This window comes from Nitrincola alkalisediminis, assembly GCF_009821115.1.
GTDB classification, from domain to species: domain Bacteria; phylum Pseudomonadota; class Gammaproteobacteria; order Pseudomonadales; family Balneatricaceae; genus Nitrincola; species Nitrincola alkalisediminis.
This window is the reverse complement of record NZ_VYTY01000002.1, coordinates 90,054-112,222: the sequence shown is the minus strand read 5'-3', so window position 1 is coordinate 112,222 and position 22,169 is coordinate 90,054. Positions and strand designations below refer to the sequence as shown.

The window sequence follows — 22,169 nt, the reverse complement described above, 5'->3', positions numbered from 1 at the left end:
CGTCATTCTAGCCATAAATTTCGTATAATGCCCGATTTGAATGTTTGAAAGGCAGAGCGGCTTGAATAACACAGTGACCCATCGACAACCTTGGAATACCTCCATTGACTATCCGGAATTGCCAGTTAGTGCGCGTAGGCAAGAAATTGCTGAGGCCCTTCAGCGCCATCAAGTCATTATTGTAGCGGGCGAAACGGGGTCGGGCAAAACCACGCAGCTGCCAAAGATTTGTTTAGAGTTGGGCTTGTCTGATAAGGGTATGATCGGGCATACACAGCCGCGTCGTTTGGCCGCTCGCACCGTGGCTGCGAGAATCGCGCAAGAGCTCAAAACTGAATTAGGGCAAGCCGTCGGTTATCAAGTCCGTTTTCACGATCAGGTATCAGAGCAGTCTCATATTAAGTTAATGACAGACGGTATTCTGTTGGCAGAAACACAACGTGATAGGTTGTTGCGCCGTTATTCAGTTCTGATCATTGACGAGGCGCATGAGCGCAGCTTAAACATTGACTTCTTGCTGGGGTATCTCAAGCAGCTTCTGCCCAAAAGACCCGATCTTAAACTGATAATAACGTCAGCAACGATTGATCTTCAGCGCTTTTCTGATCATTTTTCAAAAGCCCCCATTATTGAGGTGTCGGGGCGTACCTATCCTGTCACACTTCTTTATCGTCCTTTGCATGAGCTGGAGGTGGAAGATGATAAGGCGCAAGATCTACAGGTCGGTATTTTGCAAGCGGTGGATGAGTTAACACACATCGATCGTCAAACGAGAGAAGCCGGTCCTGGAGACATACTGGTCTTTTTGCCGGGTGAGCGTGATATTCGGGAGACAGCTGAAACCTTGCGTAAAGCACAACTGCGAGATACAGAGGTCATCCCGCTATATGCACGCTTATCTTTAGCTGAGCAAAATCGGGTATTTGGCGAGGATAGAAAAGCAGGGCGCAGAATCGTCTTGGCGACGAACGTTGCCGAAACCTCTTTGACGGTCCCTGGAATACGCTACGTTATTGATCCAGGATTAGCACGTATCTCTCGGTACAGTTATCGCTCTAAAGTGCAGCGCTTGCCTATTGAGGCCGTGTCCCAAGCGAGTGCAAATCAACGAGCAGGGCGCTGTGGGCGTGTAGCACCAGGAACCTGTATTCGCCTCTATTCGGAAGATGACTTTTTACAGCGCCCGGCGTTTACCGATGCTGAAATACAGCGTACGAATTTAGCCGCGGTTATTCTTAATATGCTTCAATTGGGGTTGGGCGATATTGCTCGCTTTCCCTTTGTCGATCCGCCAGACAGTCGGTTTATTAATGATGGCTTTAAGTTATTAGAAGAGTTAGGGGCCGTTACCTCAAAGCGGCAGTTAACCGCTTTAGGGCGTGATTTAGCGCGTTTACCGGTCGATCCAAGAATTGCGCGTATGTTAGTAGCGGCGAATCACTTAGGATCGCTTACGGAAGTTTTGGTGATTGCCAGTGCGTTGAGTGTGCAAGACCCACGCGAGCGTCCACATGATAAGCGCCAAGCCGCAGATGAAAAGCATCAAGCTTATCTAGATGACGATTCAGACTTTATTACACTGCTTAATCTTTGGAAAGCTTATGAGTTGCAGCGCATTGAGTTGAGCAGTCAGCAATTAAAAAAATGGTGCCAAACGCATTTTATTTCGTGGGTGCGGATGCGGGAGTGGCGAGACTTGCATCGCCAGCTACATCTGAGTGCTAAAGAGTTGGGCTTTGTTGAGAATAAGGACGATGCCGACTATGCATCGATTCATAAAGCTTTGTTGACCGGGCTTCTCAGTCACATAGGGTTTAAGCAAGAGAAGGGTGAGTATTTAGGTGCCCGTAATCGCCGTTTCTACATCTTTCCTGGATCGGGTATTTTTAAAAAGAGCCCTAAATGGATTATGTGTGCCGAATTACTGGAAACCAGTAAGCTCTTTGCGCATTACGTCGCTAAAATTGAACCTGAGTGGATTGAGGAGCCTGCAGCGCACCTTGTAAAGCGTTCTTGGATGGAGCCCCACTGGGAGCAGAAGCGCGCTCAAGTCGTTGCAATTGAACAAGTGACACTTTACGGACTGATTATTGTTCCAAAGCGGCGTGTGCACTATGGCTCCATTGATCCTAGCGTTAGTCACGACATTTTCATCCGCCAAGCATTGGTTGAGGGCGAGTATCGGACACAGGCACCTTTTTTTCATCACAATCGTGCGTTATTGGCCAGTGTCGAAACACTTGAAGCCAAGTCGCGGCGTCGAGATTTGTTGGTGGATGAGGAGCGATTAACTGAGTTCTACAAAGCGCGTTTCGCACGGCTTAAAGGTGAACATGTCGTCAGTGGTAAGGGCTTTGAGTATTGGCGTCGTCAGGTTGAAAAAGTAGATCCGAAAGCGCTCTTTATGACTGAAGACGACATATTGCAGCGCTCAGCCGATCATATCACGTATGCAGAATACCCGGATAAGCTGTTTGTTAACGCAATGCCTTTGGCCTTGACGTATCACTTTGATCCCTCTTCAGATGATGATGGTGTGACGTTAGATGTACCTCTTGGATTGCTCAAAACCTTACCTTTAGAGCGTTTAGAGTGGCTAGTGCCAGGGATGTTAGCCGAGAAAGTAACGGCGTTACTCAAAGGTTTACCTAAGGCACTGCGTAAAAATTTTGTTCCGGTTCCGGACTATGTTCAAGCCTTTTGCGATGCTTGCGAATTTGGTGTGGGTGATTTGCATGAGCAATTAGCACACCGTTTGCTGCGTATGACAGGCGTTCGTCTTGATCCCAAAGTGTTTAAAGAGGTTGAGTTAGATGCGCATCATCAGATGCGTTTGCGTGTTTTGGGTGAAGCTGCGCAGATATTGGGAGTCGGGCGCAGCTGGCAAAAACTGCATTCACAGTTAAGTCATTTAGCGGATGCTGCCTTACAAGAAGCTCGCCCTGCGCAAGCCTGGGGTAAGAAAGAGCTGACTTCATGGGACTTTGGTGATTTGCCTGAATCAATACTCATTGAGCAAGGGCATGGACTTAAGGTGGATGCGTATCCAGCCTTGGTGGATCAAGGCAGTCATGTGGATTTGGTGCTGTTGAGTCGTTTGTCAGAGTCACAGCGCGTGACGTCCCGGGGATTGGCTAGGCTCTATGTGTTGATGCTGCGGGATGACGTGAAAACGATAAAGCGAAACCTGTTGAAAGTTAACGAATCAGTCTTGCTAAGCAATAAGATGTGGGACGTTAAAACACTTGAGGATGAAATACTCTTATCGGCAGTCATGAAGGCTGCAGGGTTGAATATAGAGGGGTATGCAGACCCTATTCCACGTACTCAAACAGAGTTTTTGGATAGTGTGCAAAAGGTAAAAGTTAATCTTAGTCAGTGTGCAATAAGATTAAGTCAGCAAGTGTATGATTTAATGAATGTATATCACCGTATCAATAAAGTTCTGAATGGAAAGGTTGGGCTGGATACAATTATTGTTTTAAATGATATTAAGCAGCAGCTTGGTCATCTGTTCTATAAATGTTTTTTGACTGAAGTGCCTGGTATTTATTTGGAGTATTACCCTAGGTATTGTAAGGCTATTGAGTTAAGACTTGAGAAGTTTACAAGAGAATTGAGGCAGCAAAACCTATGGTCGGAACAATTAACTAACTTCTGGAAACTCTGGCAGCAAAAGTATGAACGCAATCTTGACTTGGGCACGGTTCCTGCAGGGTTGGAAGCCTATCGTTGGTTAATTGAAGAGTATAGAGTGTCACTTTTTGCTCAGCAATTAGGTACGAAACACACCGTTTCTGAAAAGAAACTTAAGACGTTATTATCCGAGCTTTAAGCGTATGCTCTAATTGGGGGCGTTATTTTAAAGCCAATATTCGGTTTTGCTTATTTTTGGTGCTTTTTGAGTTTTTTGTTTTTAATTGGTGTACAAGGTATCGGAGGTTAGCACGATTTTCTATTGTTCCTCACGTGTATTTGTGTTGTAATATTTTTGAGGATGGACTTGGCTTTGATATTAGTCAGCTCACCCTGTTGTACACATAACTAGTAGTTGAATGTTGAAGTGAAGAGGGAAACTCTATGAAAAAATCGATTATGTCTTTGGCGGTTGCAGCGGTTGTAGCTGCCCCTGCAATTGCACAAGCGGATGCGACCTTATTTGGTACGTTTGAAGCTGTCATGAAGAAAGAAGCGACCCGCTCGGCTGAATTGACTGATGGCGGCAGCTCAATTGGTATCATGGGAACGGTTGACTTAGGTCTTGATGATACAAAAGGTATCTTCTACTGGGAGCAAGATCTCGACGTTAACGCAGGTGCATTGGTGAGCGGGTCAGGTGAAGCTCACCTTGGAGCAACGGGTTCTTGGGGTACTGCAATTGGTGGTAAGTTTGACCATGCAACCGTCACAATGGTGTCTGATTACACGGATATCACGTACCAAGGTTCGCTTGAAACAGTTGATGGTTTTGGTTTGGCATCAAACTCTATTGCCTATATCTCTCCAGAGATGAATGGTGTGACGTTTATGGCTGGCGGTGTATTTGCGGGTGATTTAGGTCCGCAGAAAGATCGTCAGGTTGATGCTTACAACCTAGGTGTCGCGTATGACGCAAATGGTCTATACGCTGCGGCGGCTTACGGCAATATGAAAAATACCAAAGCGGCGAACACCTATGCCGTGAATGAAAACCTCTGGGGCTTAGCGGCAGGTTTCAGCGGTATCGAAAACCTGGATTTACGTGCTAACTACACGCGTCAAAATGATAAAACGGCCGTTGAAAAAACCAACGCATGGAACCTTTCAGCTCAATACGATATAGAGAACACGGCTCTATACGGAGTATACGGTCGTTCTAAAGAGAAAAACTCAAATGCGCGTTTTGAGTCTTATACTGTAGGTGCTGCTCAAACCATGGGTAACGGTGCTGTTTACGCTGAGTTCGTAGGCTTCACCAAAGACTACAAGTTTGATCCAGATACTAAGAACACCTTCCTAGTAGGATATCAGCTTAACTTCTAATCTCAGTGTTTAGTTGTTAGAACCGCGTTAGCACACAAAAAGCATGACAGCGATCTCACGTTGTCGTGCTTTTTTAGTTTTTAGGTGCAGAGATTGCTCTTTTTGCCTAACAAAACTTGCAAGCCCATCGGTGCTGTGATGTAATAACCACTAATTGAGGTGTAGATTCAGCTTGTTTACGTAACTTGTTGAAACATAAAGAGCTTGATAAATAGTAGTACCGAGCTTTTTACATCGACACTGACAGAGGCCAAACCGATAAATGAAAAATTTTTGAATTTTTTCGCTTCATCGGTTTGAAATAATCTGTTTTTATAGTATTTTCTCGGCTGCACCAATGACGGTGCTCCAGGAAAAATTCAAACAACTACTAGTATGTTGAACGTTGAAGGGGAAAACTGAATGAAAAAGTCAATTATCGCTCTGGCTATCGCTGGTGCAATGACTGCTCCTGCTATCGCAATGGCTGATGCTACTCTGTACGGATCTTTCCGTATGAACTTGACCAAAGCTGACAAAGCATCTGCTTCTTTCGCTAACAACGCTACTCGCGTTGGTATCCGCGGAACTGTAGATCTTGGTCTAGAAGACACCAAAGGTATTTTCCATTGGGAACAAGGTCTTGACACTGAATCAGGCGCATTGGCTGGCGGCCGTTACGCTTCTTTAGGTGCGACTGGTTCTTGGGGTACTGCAGTAGGTGGCCGTATTGACCACTTTACTTGGAACTATGCTGGTGGCGTAACTGATTTGTTCGCATCAGGTTCTGGTGACATCCTGTCAGTTGATTACTTAGGTTCTGGCGCTGGCCGTGCTGACCGTCGTCAATCTAACACCATCGCTTACGTTTCTCCAAACATGTCTGGCTTCCAGGCTGGTATTGGTGGCGTATTCATGGGTGACGCTGGTACTCAGAAAGACCGTGAAATCGACGGTTACAACTTGGGTGCTCAGTACTCAGCTGCTGGCTTGACTGTTGGTGCTGGTTTCGGTGCGGTTAAAGCTGCTAAGTCTGCTAACACTTACGCTGCTGATTCTAACCTGTGGTCATTGGCTGCAACTTACAAAATCGAAGCGTTGACTTTGTCTGCTGCTTACGAGCGTGCTAAAGACAAAACTGTTAACGAAACTGATAAAGGTTACAGCGTTGCTGGCCGTTACGAAGTTGACGGTTTAGGCGCTACTTTGGCTTACTCACAAGCTAAAGAAACTAACGCTGCTAAAGGTACTCGTGTACAAGCTGAAGTCTACAACCGTTTAGGTCGTGGTATGGTTTCTGCTGGTTACGTAGACAACAACAAAAACGCTCGCGGTGGCAACACTGATCGTTTCTACGTTGGATACCGTTTGGACTTCTAATATCGCTTGATATTAGTTGATCTCTAAAAAGGCTCCCTTGGGAGCCTTTTTGCGTTGATGCTCTTGGTGTCTTTTGTCTTTTGTCTTTTGTCTTTTGTCTTTTGTCTTTTGTCTTTTCTTGATCACGTGAAGCTTGGATGTCTAATCACCGTGTTTGGGTGTTTAACCACATGGTCAGTGGCAAAAGTCTAGGGTGTGCGTGCGAATGGGTGCTAGAGACGGGCATTACAAGGTATGGTGGTCGATGGAGGGAAGTGCGTTCAATTTAAGAGGGTCACGACGAAACCCTCTTAAATTGTATCATGCATGAAGGTTAAGCGCTTACTGAACGCTTCCAGCAGCCAATTCCTCAGCCGTGGCTTCACGGATTGTGACAACTTCGACATTAAAAATGAGCGTTTGCCCAGCTAATGGATGATTACCATCAAGGGTAATGGTGTCATCTTCAATTGCGATGACTGTCACAGGCTGTTCGCCCCAAGGCGTTTGGGCCATAAACTGCATACCAACTTCAATTTCATCGATGCCTGCAAAGTTGCTGCGATCAACGTCCTGGATCATTTCTTCACGAATATCGCCGTACCCTAAGGTTGGATCAACTGTGACTTCAAGTGAGTCGCCCACTGATTTACCCAACAGCGCATTTTCAAGCCCTGGGATAATATTGCTGGCACCATGCAGATAGGCCAGAGGTTCTTGTCCCACTGAACTATCCATCACATTTCCATCCGTATTCGTTAGAGTGTAGTGAATGGATACAACGGTATTATTTGCTATCTGCATAGGATCTCTCCGATTTAATTGGAGTATTATGCTAACCATCCTTTAATCTCAGTGCAACCTTATCGCTGAAGTGGTTGATAATCTAGGCGGAAGCTTTTAATCTGATTTATTCGGCGTTACGTAACTATGAATATGTTTTTACGTTATTTTTTACCTCTCAAATGTATTCGTGGCTATAGCTTAGAGGTTAGAGGACATCAAGAATGGATGGGCATATAAATAAAAAACACACAGTTGCGGTTGTGGGTGCAGGGGTTGCAGGTCTTAGATGCGCATCCTTGTTGATGGGCAAGGGATATGATGTAACCGTTTTTGAGAAGAGCCGAGGGACGGGTGGGCGGCTCGCGTCGGTCAGGTTAGGGGAGTTAAGTGTTGATCTCGGGGCGCCTTGGATTGAGCCTGTGAGCCATGATTTTCGTCAGTGGTTGATGATGCAGGGACCGCATCTAAGCCTGTGGCGACCCAATGCATCTGATTTTTCCTTGAATAAAGTGTTTGTGGATCGTCAGGTATGGGTGCCAGTACCGCGCTCAAGTATGATCACACGACATCTGCTTCAAAACATTAACTTTCACCCATCTGTTCGAGTGGCTGTGGCATGGCCGGATCGTGACGGTGTTTTGCTGCGCGACGAACGTGCGGTGGCACTGGGTCATTTTGATAAGGTGGTGATTGCTACCCCTGCACCACAGGCGGCGCCCTTGTTGGATGCCGTGCAGCGTTATCGTCAAAAAGCTGAAGCTGTTGTGCAAAAACCCTGTTGGGTGTTGCTGGTCTCACTGGATAAACGGCCAGAAAAACTGGCTAATATTGATGTTGTTGAGGGGGAGCATAAGATATTCGCACGCATTATTCGTGACAGTAGTAAACCCCAGCGAGATGGCGAGGTTTGGGTACTGCAAGCAAATGATGCATGGAGCTCTGACTATGTTAATCTATCTCCTGAAACGGTGGGGCAGGTGTTGCTTGCTGGCTTCCAAGAATGGTTAAGTCAAACTTTACAACCCACTGCGGTGCGAGTGCACAGATGGCTCTACAGTGAGGCGTGTGTAAATGATGAGCATCTTTCTTTGTGGGATGCGGAGTCAGGCATTGGCGCATGTGGTGACTGGTTGGTAAGAGGGGGGCTTGAGGGTGCTTGGCGCAGTGGCTCTTCGTTAGCAGAAAAAATAATGGATGAACATGCCTAATAGCACTTATAAAACCTATTGGAAGTGTTAACGGCTATACATAAAGGAGAAGATAATGGCAGCGATGCTAACGGATAAAGTATTAACCTGTGTTTCGTGTTTAGATGAGGTGTTGTTAGGAAAGTCGCATCAGATTCGTTTAGCGGTGACGTGTCTTTTGGCGGGAGGTCATTTGCTGATTGAGGATTTGCCAGGGATGGGCAAAACGACTTTGGCTCATGCATTGGCGCGTGTTTTTGGTTTGCAAGATACGCGAGTTCAATTTACCAGTGATATGCTTCCTGCTGATCTGTTGGGTATCTCAATTTTTGAATCTTCGACAGGTCGGTTTGTATTCCATCCTGGCCCCATATTTTGTCAATTGCTGTTGGCGGATGAAATTAATCGTACAACCCCTAAAACGCAAAGTGCGTTGTTAGAGGCAATGGAGGAGGGGCAGGTAACCTTGGAGGGCACGACGCACGCCTTGCCTGAGCCTTTTTTTGTGATCGCCACTCAGAATCCTTTGACACAATTTGGAACCTTCCCTTTGCCTGAATCTCAATTGGACAGGTTTTTGATGCGGATTGCGCTGGGATATCCTGACCCGGCTTCAGAGCGGCAGTTGTTGATGAGAGGAGGGGAGCGTCAGGGCGGGAATATCATGAGTGTGCTAACGCCAGACGAGTTATTGCAAGCCCGGTCTGATAGCCAAGGGGTGCATGTTTCTGTTGATCTGATTCATTATCTCCAGCGTTTGGTGCAGTTTACGAGAGACAGCGATGACTTCTCGCAGGGTGTATCGCCAAGGGGGGCGTTGGCCGTGCTTAGATGTGCTAAAAGCTGGGCTTGGTTGCATAAGCGTCATCATGTTGTGCCTGAAGATATTCAGGCCGTCTTACCTGCCGTGATTGGTCACAGGGTTCGTCGATCTGATGATGTCTCAGGGCAGTCTGCCGAATTTTTGGTCGAGCAACTCTTGAGGCAGGTCGATGTTCTTTCGTCCCAATAAACTCTATATCTTGCCGACGCGAGCCGGCATGGGCTATTGCTTTGTCTTGCTCTTGTTATTGTTGTTGTCGGTAAACTTTGAGAATAACTTAGCCTATGCGTTAACCTTTTTGTTAACCGGAGTTTTTATTGTAGCGATGCACATGACGCACAGTAATCTTGCAGGGGTTAAAACTGAGTTTGCGGCTGCTGAGGCCTGTTATGCCCAAGATATGGCGTTATTTAATCTTTGGGTAAGCAGTCAGCGTGGACGAGACCACTACCAACTGACGGCGTCTTTGCCAAATCAACCGTCTATTACCTTCGATATACATGCGCGTTGTCGAGATAAAATAGCGGTTCCATTTCATGCGCTTGAGCGAGGTTGGTTGACACCGGGGCTTTTGAAAATTGAGTCTCGAGTACCTTTGGGTTTGTTCAAAGTCTGGACATTTCATGCTTTAAATGGGAAGTGTTTGGTTTATCCGCAGCCGGTAAATTACTCCATATCCACTGGGATGGAGCAAGGGTATCAAGGGCGTGGTCGCACATCGAATCAAGATGGCAGTGATGATTTTCAGGGATTGACTGATTATCAAGCTGGGATGTCACAGCAGCATATTGCATGGAAAGTCTTTGCACGTGGGCAGGGGTTGCATGTTAAGCGGTATGTGGCTGAACAAGATGCAGAACTCTGGCTTGATTGGCAGGCGTGTATAGAGCCGGGTGTTGAGGCTAAGCTATCAAGCTTGTGTTACCACGCTCGATATTTAACGTCTCAACAACGTGCATTTGGGCTACGTTTGCCCGGACAAACCTTGGCACCGGCAATGGGACCTGAGCATTTGCGTGCTGTTTTGACCACACTGGCTTTATTCGGCAAGGAGTCCAGTAATGCAAAAAATACTGCCTGAAAAATTAAGCCGTAGTGCCGTTGTGTGGCAAATGCTAGCCTTTAGTTGGCTTTTGCTACCACATCTTTCTTGGATTCCGATCTGGTTGATGTTGCTGAGTGCGTTTGGTTTGAGCGCGCGTTGGTTAATCCACACTGGGCGCATAGGATTCCCTCATTGGTCGGTTCGTTTAGGTCTAGTCCTCATTGCCGCTGCCGGGCTAGGATTTAGTTTTGGTGTGTCGGCAAGCTTAGAGGCAATGGTTGCCCTTTTAATTGCCGGAATGGCGCTTAAGTTGTTTGAGGTGTATCGCCGGCGTGATGCGTTGGTTTTGATTTACGTGGGCTTGTTTCTGACAGGCAGCGGTTTTCTTTTAGAACAAAGTTTGTATATGGCGCCATATTTGTTGCTGAGTACGGCGTTTTTAATTGCGGCACTTAACAGTGTGTGGATGGGGGCTGATGTTACATTGTTAAAGCCACTTAAGGTTGCCAGTTTTATGCTGATTCCTGCGTTGCCCCTTATGTTGGTGTTATTTGTTGTATTTCCTCGAATAGGGCCGCTTTGGTCTGTGCAAACGGATACACCCGTCGCAAAAACAGGGCTGACCGATACGATGTCCCCAGGCGATGTGAGTCGTCTGACACGTTCTGGTGAGCTTGCATTTCGAGTTATTTTCGATCAAGGGATGCCGCCACCTTCTTCCCAGCGCTATTGGCGGGCATTAGTGTTGGGGGACTTTGATGGGCGAGCTTGGCGTCAATCTGCATCCTATGAGCGGTCACCTGAAGTCCTGCTACAAAGAGCGCAATTTGTGCACTACACCGTGATACAGGAGCCAAGTGGTCGTCCTTGGATGTTTGCTTTAGACGTGCCTGTCACTAGTGATGATGTGCGTATGACACGTGCGCGAACCCTCGTGGCAGCGTCTGATATTCATCAACGCAGACAGTATCGATTGATGTCGGCACGCGCCTATCATTTACAGCCTGAGTTGTCCGATGCGGACCGTGCGCGTTATTTAAGCCTTCCCAAGGATTCGAATCCGAGAGCTCAAGCCTTAGCTTATCAGTGGTGGCAAGATGTTGACTACCAACCCGAAGCGTTTATCCAGCGAGTGCTGATGGAGTTTAATCGTGACTTTATCTATACCCTTGAGCCAGCCGCTGTGGGTGCGCAAGCGATTGATGATTTCTTATTAAGTACACGGCAAGGCTTTTGCGAGCATTTTGCCGGAGCAACCGCTTTTTTACTGCGTCATGTTGGTATTCCGGCTCGTGTCGTGACAGGTTATCACGGAGGAGAATGGAATCCCTTGCAAAATTATTTAATTGTTAGGCAGTATGATGCCCATGCTTGGATTGAGGTATGGTTAGAGGGGCAGGGCTGGGTCAGACTTGATCCAACAGAAGCGGTGGCACCCGAGCGGATTTTGCAAAGTGCGGATGAGGTGTTCTCGGGTCAAGCAGGTTTTCTAGCCGATCGCCCCTTAAATACCTGGGTGAGTGGTCGTTGGTTGCGGCAATTACAGTTACAATATGACGCGCTTAACTTTAGTTGGCAACGCTGGGTCTTGAATTATCACCAGCAACAGTCGAATTTTCTCAGCCAGTGGTTGGGTGAGTTGAGCTATCAAAAAATAGCCTTGGCGTTGCTTGTGCCCTTTGTCTTTGTCATGAGTGTGCTAAGTTGGATACTTCTTCGTGCGCGTCCAATACGTTCGGATGATCCATATCTGCGTTCTTTACAGCGATTACTGCGTTATTTGAGTCGTAAGGGGGTGGAGCGGAATCCGGAAGAAACCATACGTCAATTTGCGTTACGACTTTTACCTGCCTATCCAGAATTGGCCGTTAGTTTGCAGAACCTGGCTGATGTTGACGACTTAATTCGCTATGCTGAGGATACATCACCCGTTCACTATCAGGCCTTTAATAAAGCCATAAAGGAATGCTACCGACGTGCAAAACACCTTAGCGTTTGAATTTGAGCATCGTCCAAGTCCACGGCGTCGAACCTCAGCCATCGAAATTGCACAAGGGCGGGTTCTTGTACGAACACCTATGCAGGTTTCAATTGCCCATTTGCAGCCTTGGTTAAAGGAAAGGGAAGCTTGGGTCCTCGCTCATCTGACAAAGCAGCAATCTTCGATAGATGCTCACCGTATTGAAATGAGTCAGGGAGCCAGCATTCCAATCAACGGTGACCCCTATGAACTCTATTGGCGCTTTTCAGAGAGCAGCAGTCTTATTTGGCATCCGAAAGAGATCGAAGTTTTTTTGCCGCATCATCTCTATCATAATCCTCAAGCCCGTGTTCGTCGGATGTTACAAGCTGAGCTTAAACAAAAAGCTGCCCATCAGTTCCAGCTTGCCTTAATGCAGTTGTCCGCGCAGACGGGCTTAAAACCCAAAAAGCTCGAGGTGAAGAGTTATCGCCGCCGTTGGGGGCAATGTTCATCCGATAAGATCATTACATTAAACTGGCGTCTCATACACGCACGACCCGATGTTCAGCGTTATGTCATGATTCATGAGCTATGTCATTTACAGGAAATGAACCACAGTGTTAGATTCTGGTCTTGGGTTGCTCGTTTTTGCCCTAACCATCGTGAGTTGAGTGCAGAATTACGAGATAAGTCTTCATGGTTACAATGGTAAAGAGCGTTTAAAGCGTAGGTTTTTGAATTGTTCTGATCTAAAGTAGCAGAGAAATTCAAAAGAATATGCAATAAAGTTATAGATGGTCTAATGTTTACTGAAGAAGTACCATGAGATTGTTCTCTCTAATTTGCTTTAAACACGAAGTGTTGATTTAACACAGACTTTATTAATTTATTCTAATAAAAAGAGATAGGGTGCATGAGTTTATATAAAACGATTGAAAGAACTTTTTTTAATTCTCTATCCAAAAAAATAACAGGTAATGTCGTTTTTTTATTGTTACCACACCTTTTTCTGCTGTTGGTTGGTGGGTATTTAGCCTCAGGGTTGTCTGCAAAAATTCAGGCTTCGGGCTTAAGCGAGGCTCAAAAGGGAAGTTTGCTAGAGGGGTTGAATGATCTTGTTGTAACAGCGGGAGCAACGGCTTTTTTTGCGATCTGTGCGGGAGTCTTTACGATTTTCTTCATGCGCCATCTGTTTTTGAAGCCTATTCGTGAAATGACGCGTGTTTTAAAAGCGATAAAAGACAAAGATGGTGATATTTCGGCCACTTTGCCTGCGTACACCTATGATGAAATTTCGGAAATGGCACACAGTTATAATGAGTTTACGGATCGTTTACGTCATATGATTGCTCAAACACGTCGTCATTCAGTGAATGTCGCGTTGAGCGCAACGCATGTGCAAAAAGTGATCTTAGAGTCAAGCAAGTCTGCATTTACGCAAGAGCAAAATGCGCAGCAGGTTTTTCAGTCTAGTTCACAATCCTCTCAGGCGATTGATGAAATATCCAAAAGTGCCGTTGTGATTAGTGATCAGACCAGTAGCAACATGGCCGAAATTCGTGCATCAAATGCTGAGCTAGGTAAGGTTCTTGATCAAATCAGGATGATTCGGGATTTGGCTACGCGGTTTCAGGAAACCGTGCATAAGCTCAGTTTAAACTCTGCCGACATAACGCGAATATTATCAATGGTGCAGGATTTTTCTGACCAAACCAATTTACTGGCCTTAAACGCCTCCATTGAAGCCGCTCGTGCTGGTGATGCCGGACGTGGGTTCTCTGTGGTGGCTGATGAGGTGCGCAACCTATCGCAGAAGGTGAGTGAAGCCACAGGGCAAATTGATAGTAACATTTCAGAAATGAGCCAGTTGGTTGATAGTACGCGCAGCAGTGCGGGCACTATTTTGGAGTATGTTCAGAATACAGAAGTCTTCATCGATACAACAAGCCTCCAATTTCACAAGCTGGTTGCTGACTTTGAAGAGATTAATGCGCAATTAACGGGCATATCGAGTGCGATTGATGAGCTATCCTACACCAATCGTGAATCACATCAGAATGTGGCATTAATTACGGATCTTGCTCAGTCGATGAAAAAAGGCATGGAGCATTCCTTGATCCATTCAGCCGACCTTGAGTTGGCAACTGAAAAGACTCAGGAGTTGCTATCTCACTTTGCAATCGGTATGGGTGGCTTTGAGGATATGACCCGAACGGGAATGGGATGGGCACAAGAAGTCTCGAATGAATTGATTAAATTACAGGCTCAAGGCGCTAATGTTTTCGATACACATTATCGCCGGACCAACCCAGGTCAAAGCCCAGAGAAGTATGATACTTCCTATGTTGATGCGTATGAGCGATGCATGCAGCCTATGTTTGATGGCTTTATTCGTGCCCGTCCTGAGTTTATTTATGCAATCGCCGTTGATAAAAATGGCTATGCCCCTGCACATCATACCAAAGTGAGCCAGGCTTTGACTGGGGATGTTAGTGTTGATTTGTTGCAAAGTCGACATCGACGCATGTTTGTCGGCAATCGAGCTGAAAAGAGACGTTGCTCCCATACAAATCCTTTTTTGCTGCAAACCTTTATTCGAGACACGGGTGAGGTCTTAAATGATCTTTCTATCCCTTTATATGTGGATGGAAAACATTGGGGCGCATTGATTATGGGCTTTGATCCTAAATGTCTATTGGCTGAATAGTGGGCTGAACCCTGTGGCTTTTGATAATCGATTAAAAGCGACAGGGAACCTACAATTTGATTGGATCGATTACTCGATCTCGTTGATCAGATGGCGAATAAGTTTGCGAAGCGCAACGTAAGATAAAGGTTTTTCGCAGATAGCGGATACACCTGCTGTTTTTAGAGCATGGAGTGGCTCGTCGTTTTGTTCCGAAGTGACAACAACAATCGGTATAGAGGGTTGGTCGGAATAGTGGCGAATATGCTCCACTAACTCAAGCCCGTCGATGTTCGGCATGTTGTAGTCTGTGATGATGAGATCAAATCGCTGACTTTTTAAGATTTGCAGGGCTTCAGCACCATCTTTAGCCTCACGAATATTGTGAATGCCAAGAGACGTGAGTACGCGGTGCAAATATTTGCGAGAGGTGGAGCTGTCATCAACCACCATGATCCATAAATCATCAAACTCTTCGTTGGTGCCTTCAAAGTCATTCTGACGTGCTGCCACATAATTCACAGCACTGCTTAAGGCTTCATTCAGACGTTCTGGATCGTAAGGTTTCGGTAAAATAACCGTTGCGCCTGCTTGACGTATCGGCTCTAAATAGCGATAAAGGGTTTCTGATGAGATCAAAAAGAAAGTGACATCGCATAGTTCAGGCTTGGTGCGCATTTGTCCGACAAGTTCAGAGCCTGTCATATCGGGTAAATGCATGGCAGAAATTACGATATCAGGAGTAATGCCTTGCATTCGCTCAAGCGCAGGTGCTGCTTCAGTGAACTCTTCAATAGCGACGATCCCCATTTTTCGAAGGTGGCCGACAATAATATTGCGCTGCATTCGGGAAGGCTCAATCACCATCAACAGCAGTTCGCTCAGTTCCATACTTCTCTCACTTAACGGATACAACGATAATAGTATTTATACCTGACATTAGCGATATTGCAAACATCAGTTTGTGCTGATTCAGTTTAAATTCACTTTATTCAGGTTTGTTCAGGTTTGTTCAGCTAACGTTAAGACGAAAAGCGCTTTACTTGTGTTCCGAACAGGATTGCATCGGGTCTCTTCATCATTTCAACTTTTCTTAGGGTCGCTCAGGCGACCTTTTTCTTTTTCTCTGAATTGTTTTAGCTCGAAGCAATCGTATCCGTGCTGAACATGCGTGTAGCAGCTGTGTTAGTCGGGTGTTTTTGCTAAAGCGCGCTCCGCAATACCACTGAACAGTGCGCGGATATCCGATTCGTGTGAGAGTCCTCTTGCTTTTTCTAGAATGGGCAGGAGTTCTGCGCGACTGACTGAACGTATTAATAGCTTTATTCTTGGAATGTTAAAGGCACTTAGGCTAATGGATTGATATCCAAGGGCTATCATAACTAAAACTGCAACGGGGTCTGATGCCATTTCGCCGCACACTGAGAGCGGTAAATTGAGATTCTCACACTCCTTTTGGATATATTCTAGAGCCAGCATGACAGCTGGATGTAAATGGTCAAACAGAGCCGATACACGCGGGTTGTTTCGATCAACGGCTAATAAGTACTGTGTTAGATCGTTTGAACCCACTGATACAAAGTCAATATAAGGCGCTAGTTTGGGAATCAAGAGCATTGCCGAGGGGACCTCAACCATCATGCCAATGCTGGGGAGCTGGGCTGGGTATCCTAGCTTATTTAAATCATCGACGGCTTTCTCAACATGCTGCCTGAATGTCATCATTTCATCAACACGGCTGACCATAGGTACTAACAGCTTAAGATTGCCATTGGCGATATTTGCTCGAAGCATGGCACGAATTTGAGTGATGAGCAGTTGGGTATTATCTAGGGTAAAGCGTATCCCTCTCCAGCCAAGATAAGGATTCTCTTCTGACATTTCGAAGTAGGGCAGTTGCTTATCACCCCCTATGTCTAAAGAACGCATAGAGACGGGTTTTGGGGCGTAGGCGGCCAATACCTTTTGATAGATGCGCAGCTGTTCCTCTTCGGTTGGAAAGCTATCATGGATCATAAACGGAATTTCGGAGCGATAAAGTCCGACGCCTTCGGCACCTCGTTCCAAGCCAGGGGTTGCATCGGCTAACAAACCTGTATTTGTTAGAAGTTCAACCCGAAATCCGTCAAGGGTTTCTGCAGGTAAGGATTTGAGTTTGTCGAGTCCTGCGATAAAACGCTGCTCTTCGGCAATCATTCGTTTGTATTCATTCAGCAGCGCATCCGGTGGAGTGACAATGCATTCCCCTCGGTTGCCGTCGACAATGACTCGTTTACCACGGAATTTAGCGGGTTTTAGATCTTCAACCGCCATCACAGCCGGAATGCCAAGTGCATTGGCCACAATCGCGGTGTGCGACAAAGAGGAGCCTGCTGTACATACAATGCCATGAATACGCTTGAGCGGAAATTCAGCCAAGTCTGTTATGCTGATGAGCTCTCCACACAATATTAGGGCTTCATCCGGTGCTTCGGTAACTTGGCGATCATGTTGCAGCAGTTGATTCAGAATGCGTTGTCCAATATTGGTAATATCTTCACTGCGGGCTTTCAAGTAGGGGTCATTTGATTGTTCGAACAAATGCGCCATCTCTCGAATGACTTGGCACAGCGCCCAAGGAGCACTATCGCCTTGTTTGATTTTTTCTTCTACACCCTGTTTTAGCTCTGGGCTGTTGAGCATCATTTGGTAAACGCCAAACAGCGCATGCAAATCGCCCGGTAAATGATTGCCTAGGCGACCGGATCCGGCTTCTAATTCTTCGGCGACCCACTCAATGGCTTGGTGGAAGTCGGCTGTTTCTGCAATCGCATCACTGTTAATCCCTGCTTCAACTTGATCAAGGGTCATGTGCGGGTCAATCACCCAGAGACGTCCAGTGCCAATACCACTAGACCCTTTAACGCCTTTGTAACGCTCATAGCTGGATAGCGTGGGTTGAGACATCCAACTGCCGCTGCGTTGTAAATGATGCAGAGTCCCCGCCAATTGTGAGGCCACTGTAATCAAAAACGCTTCTTCATCGTCATTGAATTGTTGGTTGAGTGTTCCTTGTACAACGAGAACCCCGACTAATTTTCGGAGGTGAATTAAAGGCACGCCCATGAAGCGATGATAGGATTGTTCATGTGTTTCCGGAATATAAACAAATCGATCATCTGAGGGTGCGTCAGCGATGTTTAGCGTACTCAAGCTGGCGGCAATGTGGCCGACTAATCCCTCGTTAAGATTTAAGCTGACTTTGCCGACGGCTTCCCGGGATAAGCCTCGAGTCGCTGCTAAGATCAACGTGTCTTGTTCAGGATTGCATAGATACAAACTGCAAACTTCTGCATGCATTAGGTCGCATAAGCGCTCAACGATCGTGTCCATCATGGCTTCAGGGTCTTGAGTCCTGGCAATGGTTTCAACAAGTGTAATGAGGCTGGCGAGTGGGGAATGCATGCTGATATCCATCTGTCATGAGGTTTCACTTTCTGCAGACATTATGCCTTATTTCCAGATCTGGGTGATGGACTCACTAAAAAAAATGTCGGAATTAGAACAAACTGGGTTGAAATGATCGCGAAAAGTGCCAAATGTTTAATGGGTAATCATCGAGTTTTGTTTGAAATCAAAATGCAAATTTATGATTTTCCTCTAATGTACGGGAGTCGGACTCCTATCCTACTATACGATTATCTACTACTTTGTTTAAAATTATGTGCTATTCTTGATATATGACTCAACTACACACAAAACACCAATCATCGTGACTAGCCCCATGTTAACCCGTACCGCCTCTATTAATGTTGCTGCTATTTGCAAGCGGCGTCCTATTTGGTGTCATCCACGGGATACGATCCATCATGCTATTCGCTTGATGTCACTCTACAAAATAGGGTGTGTCCTCGTTTGTGAGCATAGAAGACCTGTGGGAGTGTTAACACGACGGGATGCGATGCGTTTTGGGACAGAGGGTTACGATGTCGAGTCGACAGTGGATAAAGTTATGACGCATCCTGTTACAACTGTTGATGTTGATGCCAGTGTAGATGAGTTGGGTATTTTAATGATGAGTCACCGTATTCGTCATGTTGCTGTCGTCGATGCTGAGCATCAGTTGGTTGGGGTGGTCAGTGAAAGTGATATTGTTAACAGTCATGGTCTTGAGCATGATTTATTCTTAAGGTCTTTGTATGAGGTCTGTAATTTAGATCCGCTGCGCATACCGAGTGATTGTTCGATTAAATTGGCAATAGAACGGATCAGAACGGCAGGTCATACAGCAGCATTGATTGACTTGAATGGTGGCTTTGCAATTTTAACGGAAACTGACGTCATTTCTCTTTTATCAGAAGAGACGTTTGATTTAAGTCAGTCCCTGTCTTCAATTGCTTTGAATCCTTTACAGTCCGTTCCTGGCTCTTTGAGTCTTTATAATGCACGCCGTCATTTTAGAAATCTGGGCTTTAGGCATTTAGGTGTTACGGATGAGCACGGGCAGCTTGTGGGGTTGGCCTCATATTCCGATATTTTGCGCAACGTAGAGGTCGATTACATTTATCGCTTGCGAGAGCTTCTTAATGATCGCAGTCATTCGTTGAATCAAACGCGTCACTATCTGCGCATCATTGAAAAAGTGATCAACTCTTCTCTTGAGGGGATTTTAATTTGCGATGCCCAAGGGAAAATTCAGAGCGTCAATCCTGCATTTACTCAGATCACAGGGTATGATGAGTGGGAGGTGATTGGCTGTAATCCGAGCGTATTAAGCTCGGGTCGTCATGATAAGCGTTTTTATGAGCATATGTGGCGGGAGATAAAAGAGGTTGGTCATTGGCAGGGTGAAATTTGGAATCGTAATAAAAGCGGAGATGTTTACCCAGAGTGGCTGAGCATTACGGCGATAGAGAGTGATAATGGCGAAATCATACAGTATGCGGCGATCTTTCATGACTTGACGGAAGTCAAACGCTCAGAAGCTCGCATCAATAAAATGGTTTATTTTGATGAGGTCACACTCTTACCGAACAGGCGGCTTCTACGAGATCGTTTGGATAATGCGCTTAATTATTCTAATGAGACAGGGACGCGAATCACTCTGGTCAATCTTGATTTGGATTGGTTCAAGGTGGTTAACGATCGCTTTGGTCAGGTGCAGGGCGATCAGGTATTGCGTGAGATAGCCAATAGAATTAATCAGCAATTGGCCGATGAAGACACGGTTGCGCGTCCGGGCGGCGATGAGTTCAGTCTGATTATTTCCAGTATTCAGGATACAGATGAGTTAGCTGTTTATTTACAAAAACTCCAAAAAATTATTTCGGCACCTGTGGTTATTAATTCGACAGAGATTCGTATTACGTGCAGTATGGGAGTCGTTGTTTATCCTGATGATGCATCGGATGCGGAAAGCTTAATGAGTCGTGCGGATTCAGCCTTGCTGCAAGCCAAAGAGCAAGGGCGAAATACGGTTCATTACTATTCGTTGACTCTGAATCAATCGTGCATCTCGCGACTTAAGCTGGCAGGCTTGTTGCAAAATGCTCTAGAAAATAATGAACTAACTCTGTATTACCAACCTAAGGTGTGCCTTAAAACTGGAAATGTTAAAGGGGTTGAGTCCCTCATTCGCTGGTTTAATCCAGAGCTAGGGCAGGTGTCACCTGCGGACTTTATACCCTTGGCAGAAGACATTGGCTTGATCGATAGTATCGGCTCATGGGTGCTCGAATCGTCTGTTAAACAGTCTAAGGCATGGCAGGATCAGCAGTTAAATTTAAGCATTGCCGTGAACGTTTCGGCTCGACAGTTTCAGCGAGGTGAAGTGGCCGCGAAGGTAGTGGGATTGTTGGAACAGTATAGACTGTCCCCTGACCATTTAAGTATAGAGCTGACTGAAACAAGCTTTATGCATAATGCCGAAAAAACCTTGTCTGCGATCAAACAGTTAAGCTTGATTGGGATTAACGTTGCGATTGATGATTTTGGTACAGGCTATTCAAGTCTTAACTATGTTCGAACCATGCCATTAAGTCAGTTAAAGGTGGATCTGAGTTTTATTAAAAATATTGTTGAGTCGGTGCGGGATCGTAAGTTGGTTCAAGCCATTATTGATATGGCGCATGCACTTGATATTGAGGTGATTGCTGAAGGTGTTGAAACCTGTGAGCAGTTAAAGCTGCTGCTTGAAATGGGCTGTGATCAAGCGCAGGGATATCTGTTCTGTCAGCCTATCCCTGCTGGTCAGTTCGAAAAGTGGTTGCAGGACGTCAGTCAAGCACATATTTCGTTAATAAGCCATTGTCAACTCGACGGCTCGAATTAAAACCAGTTATCTTGGCGCTTACGACGTTTAGGTAGGTAGGGTACTAACAGACCTAAAATCATACCAGCTAAGGCAACTAAGCCTCCATGGGTCAACCAGCGAATCAAGTTGCTTTGATCCATGTTTGCAATTTCTGCATCTAGACGTCGAATCTGTGTTTCAAGCTGTTCAACTTGTTGAGCATAGTCTTGGTTTCCACTCGAGAGTTGCTGTAAACGGTTGTTCAGAGTCTCGATTTCCGTGGCTTGGCGCTCGATTGTGTTTAGGCTCTCGGTTAGCTCCGATTCTAACTTCGGCAAGCGCGCTTGAACGCTTTCACCTGCAGCAACAAACTCCTCAGGAACCCAACCTGAGCGTCCCGCTTGGTTACGAACCTCGACATAGTTATTGTTGCGATTGAGTATTGTAATCCCTTCACCACTCGTCATCCGTCCATTGATACGATATTGATTACCTGGACCGCCATGCGTAAACACATAAACATCATCGGCGATGTGGGCACGTTGTTGAGCATAAGCCGGTACAGCAAAACTCAGGCTTAAAATGACAGACAATAAAAACTGCTTTTTCATATAAAAACCAATTGACACAATTAAGAATCAAACTATTGTACGGATTAAGTGGCTTATGGCTACCCCATAGAGGAAATTTCTCTTTAAAAGTTATACTATAACTCTTTATGTTGGGCTATTCGGGGCCATGTATGCAGGCAATAAAGAAAGTCTTATCTATGCTTTTGATAGGGCTTGTTAAGTTTTATCAGTATTTCATTAGCCCTTTGTTGCCGCCAAGCTGTCGCTATTATCCGACGTGCTCTGCTTACATGATTGAGGCTATAAAAATTCATGGGCCCTTAAAGGGCGGATGGTTGGGACTGAGGCGGCTTTTGCGTTGCCATCCTTTAAAACCGGGTGGGTATGACCCTGTACCACCTAGATCCTGTGCATGCCAAGAAGGCCAAGCAAAGGTGTCTGAAAAGGCTCAAGATCAAGAATCAAGTTAGGACAGC

15 protein-coding genes are annotated in these 22,169 nt (G+C 45.8%); 11 read left to right on the top strand and 4 right to left on the bottom strand.

Features of this window, described 5'->3' with window-relative positions; all coding sequences use genetic code 11:
* The first annotated feature begins 61 nt into the window (after positions 1-61).
* The 3 genes from hrpA to F5971_RS03695 all read left to right on the top strand — a co-directional run bounded on the left by hrpA (position 62) and on the right by F5971_RS03695 (position 6,381).
* Positions 62-3,835 carry an ATP-dependent RNA helicase HrpA gene (hrpA, locus tag F5971_RS03705; RefSeq protein WP_246187753.1) on the top strand — a complete coding sequence of 1,258 codons (3,774 nt, stop codon included), beginning with the start codon at positions 62-64 and terminating at the stop codon, positions 3,833-3,835.
* Positions 3,836-4,080: 245 nt separating this feature from the next.
* Entirely contained in the window at positions 4,081-5,022 is a 942-nt protein-coding gene (locus tag F5971_RS03700) for a porin (protein WP_193494115.1), read from the top strand.
* A gap of 402 nt (positions 5,023-5,424) precedes the next feature.
* Positions 5,425-6,381: a porin gene (locus F5971_RS03695; protein WP_193494113.1), complete on the top strand. Its 957-nt coding sequence runs from the start codon at positions 5,425-5,427 to the stop codon at positions 6,379-6,381.
* A gap of 321 nt (positions 6,382-6,702) precedes the next feature.
* Here F5971_RS03695 and F5971_RS03690 read toward each other — a convergent pair whose 3' ends face one another.
* Positions 6,703-7,164 carry an FKBP-type peptidyl-prolyl cis-trans isomerase gene (locus F5971_RS03690; RefSeq protein WP_193494110.1) on the bottom strand — a complete coding sequence of 154 codons (462 nt, stop codon included), beginning with the start codon at positions 7,162-7,164 and terminating at the stop codon, positions 6,703-6,705.
* Positions 7,165-7,367: 203 nt separating this feature from the next.
* Here F5971_RS03690 and F5971_RS03685 point away from each other — a divergent pair, with 203 nt between their 5' ends.
* The 6 genes from F5971_RS03685 to F5971_RS03660 all read left to right on the top strand — a co-directional run bounded on the left by F5971_RS03685 (position 7,368) and on the right by F5971_RS03660 (position 14,871).
* A complete protein-coding gene (locus tag F5971_RS03685) occupies positions 7,368-8,354 on the top strand; it encodes an NAD(P)/FAD-dependent oxidoreductase (RefSeq protein WP_036513155.1) in 987 nt (328 codons plus the stop codon).
* A 55-nt stretch (positions 8,355-8,409) separates the two neighbouring features.
* Positions 8,410-9,345, top strand: a complete 936-nt coding sequence (locus F5971_RS03680; protein WP_237748664.1) for an AAA family ATPase — start codon at positions 8,410-8,412, stop codon at positions 9,343-9,345.
* On the top strand, positions 9,326-10,237 hold the full coding sequence (locus F5971_RS03675; RefSeq protein WP_051514576.1) for a DUF58 domain-containing protein: 912 nt from the start codon (positions 9,326-9,328) through the stop codon (positions 10,235-10,237). Before F5971_RS03680 ends, F5971_RS03675 begins: the two co-directional genes overlap by 20 nt.
* Positions 10,218-12,200, top strand: a complete 1,983-nt coding sequence (locus F5971_RS03670; RefSeq protein WP_193494108.1) for a transglutaminase TgpA family protein — start codon at positions 10,218-10,220, stop codon at positions 12,198-12,200. The genes F5971_RS03675 and F5971_RS03670 overlap by 20 nt, the downstream gene beginning before the upstream one ends.
* Entirely contained in the window at positions 12,178-12,876 is a 699-nt protein-coding gene (locus F5971_RS03665; protein ID WP_051514579.1) for a M48 family metallopeptidase, read from the top strand. Before F5971_RS03670 ends, F5971_RS03665 begins: the two co-directional genes overlap by 23 nt.
* A gap of 201 nt (positions 12,877-13,077) precedes the next feature.
* Positions 13,078-14,871, top strand: coding sequence for a methyl-accepting chemotaxis protein (locus F5971_RS03660; RefSeq protein WP_193494106.1), 1,794 nt, complete (start codon positions 13,078-13,080; stop codon positions 14,869-14,871).
* A 69-nt stretch (positions 14,872-14,940) separates the two neighbouring features.
* Here the strand turns inward: F5971_RS03660 and F5971_RS03655 are convergent, their stop codons facing one another.
* Both F5971_RS03655 and ptsP read right to left on the bottom strand, forming a co-directional pair.
* The gene (locus F5971_RS03655; protein WP_036513159.1) at positions 14,941-15,741 is read right to left on the bottom strand and encodes a response regulator; all 801 of its coding nucleotides are present in this window, start codon (positions 15,739-15,741) and stop codon (positions 14,941-14,943) included.
* A 294-nt stretch (positions 15,742-16,035) separates the two neighbouring features.
* Positions 16,036-18,294, bottom strand: coding sequence for a phosphoenolpyruvate--protein phosphotransferase (gene ptsP / locus F5971_RS03650; protein ID WP_193494104.1), 2,259 nt, complete (start codon positions 18,292-18,294; stop codon positions 16,036-16,038).
* Positions 18,295-18,613: 319 nt separating this feature from the next.
* Between ptsP and F5971_RS03645 the strand changes: the two genes are divergently transcribed.
* Positions 18,614-21,160 carry an EAL domain-containing protein gene (locus F5971_RS03645; protein ID WP_193494102.1) on the top strand — a complete coding sequence of 849 codons (2,547 nt, stop codon included), beginning with the start codon at positions 18,614-18,616 and terminating at the stop codon, positions 21,158-21,160.
* On the opposite strand, the gene F5971_RS03640 is transcribed toward F5971_RS03645, so the two are convergent.
* The gene (locus tag F5971_RS03640) at positions 21,157-21,732 is read right to left on the bottom strand and encodes a TIGR04211 family SH3 domain-containing protein (RefSeq protein WP_193494100.1); all 576 of its coding nucleotides are present in this window, start codon (positions 21,730-21,732) and stop codon (positions 21,157-21,159) included. The genes F5971_RS03645 and F5971_RS03640 overlap by 4 nt on opposite strands.
* A gap of 131 nt (positions 21,733-21,863) precedes the next feature.
* On the opposite strand from F5971_RS03640, the gene yidD reads away from it, so the two are divergent.
* Positions 21,864-22,163, top strand: a complete 300-nt coding sequence (yidD, locus tag F5971_RS03635) for a membrane protein insertion efficiency factor YidD (RefSeq protein WP_193494098.1) — start codon at positions 21,864-21,866, stop codon at positions 22,161-22,163.
* Positions 22,164-22,169 lie beyond the last annotated feature (6 nt).

Coding starts and splice junctions, on each gene's coding strand:
- F5971_RS03700 (WP_193494115.1), top strand. CDS start 4,081: ATGAAAAAATCGATTATGTCTTTGGCGGTTGCAGCGGTTGTAGCTGCC.
- F5971_RS03695 (WP_193494113.1), top strand. CDS start 5,425: ATGAAAAAGTCAATTATCGCTCTGGCTATCGCTGGTGCAATGACTGCT.
- F5971_RS03690 (WP_193494110.1), bottom strand. CDS start 7,164: ATGCAGATAGCAAATAATACCGTTGTATCCATTCACTACACTCTAACG.
- F5971_RS03685 (WP_036513155.1), top strand. CDS start 7,368: ATGGATGGGCATATAAATAAAAAACACACAGTTGCGGTTGTGGGTGCA.
- F5971_RS03680 (WP_237748664.1), top strand. CDS start 8,410: ATGGCAGCGATGCTAACGGATAAAGTATTAACCTGTGTTTCGTGTTTA.
- F5971_RS03675 (WP_051514576.1), top strand. CDS start 9,326: ATGTTCTTTCGTCCCAATAAACTCTATATCTTGCCGACGCGAGCCGGC.
- F5971_RS03670 (WP_193494108.1), top strand. CDS start 10,218: ATGCAAAAAATACTGCCTGAAAAATTAAGCCGTAGTGCCGTTGTGTGG.
- F5971_RS03660 (WP_193494106.1), top strand. CDS start 13,078: ATGAGTTTATATAAAACGATTGAAAGAACTTTTTTTAATTCTCTATCC.
- F5971_RS03655 (WP_036513159.1), bottom strand. CDS start 15,741: ATGGAACTGAGCGAACTGCTGTTGATGGTGATTGAGCCTTCCCGAATG.
- ptsP (WP_193494104.1), bottom strand. CDS start 18,294: ATGCATTCCCCACTCGCCAGCCTCATTACACTTGTTGAAACCATTGCC.
- F5971_RS03645 (WP_193494102.1), top strand. CDS start 18,614: ATGTTAACCCGTACCGCCTCTATTAATGTTGCTGCTATTTGCAAGCGG.
- F5971_RS03640 (WP_193494100.1), bottom strand. CDS start 21,732: ATGAAAAAGCAGTTTTTATTGTCTGTCATTTTAAGCCTGAGTTTTGCT.
- yidD (WP_193494098.1), top strand. CDS start 21,864: ATGCAGGCAATAAAGAAAGTCTTATCTATGCTTTTGATAGGGCTTGTT.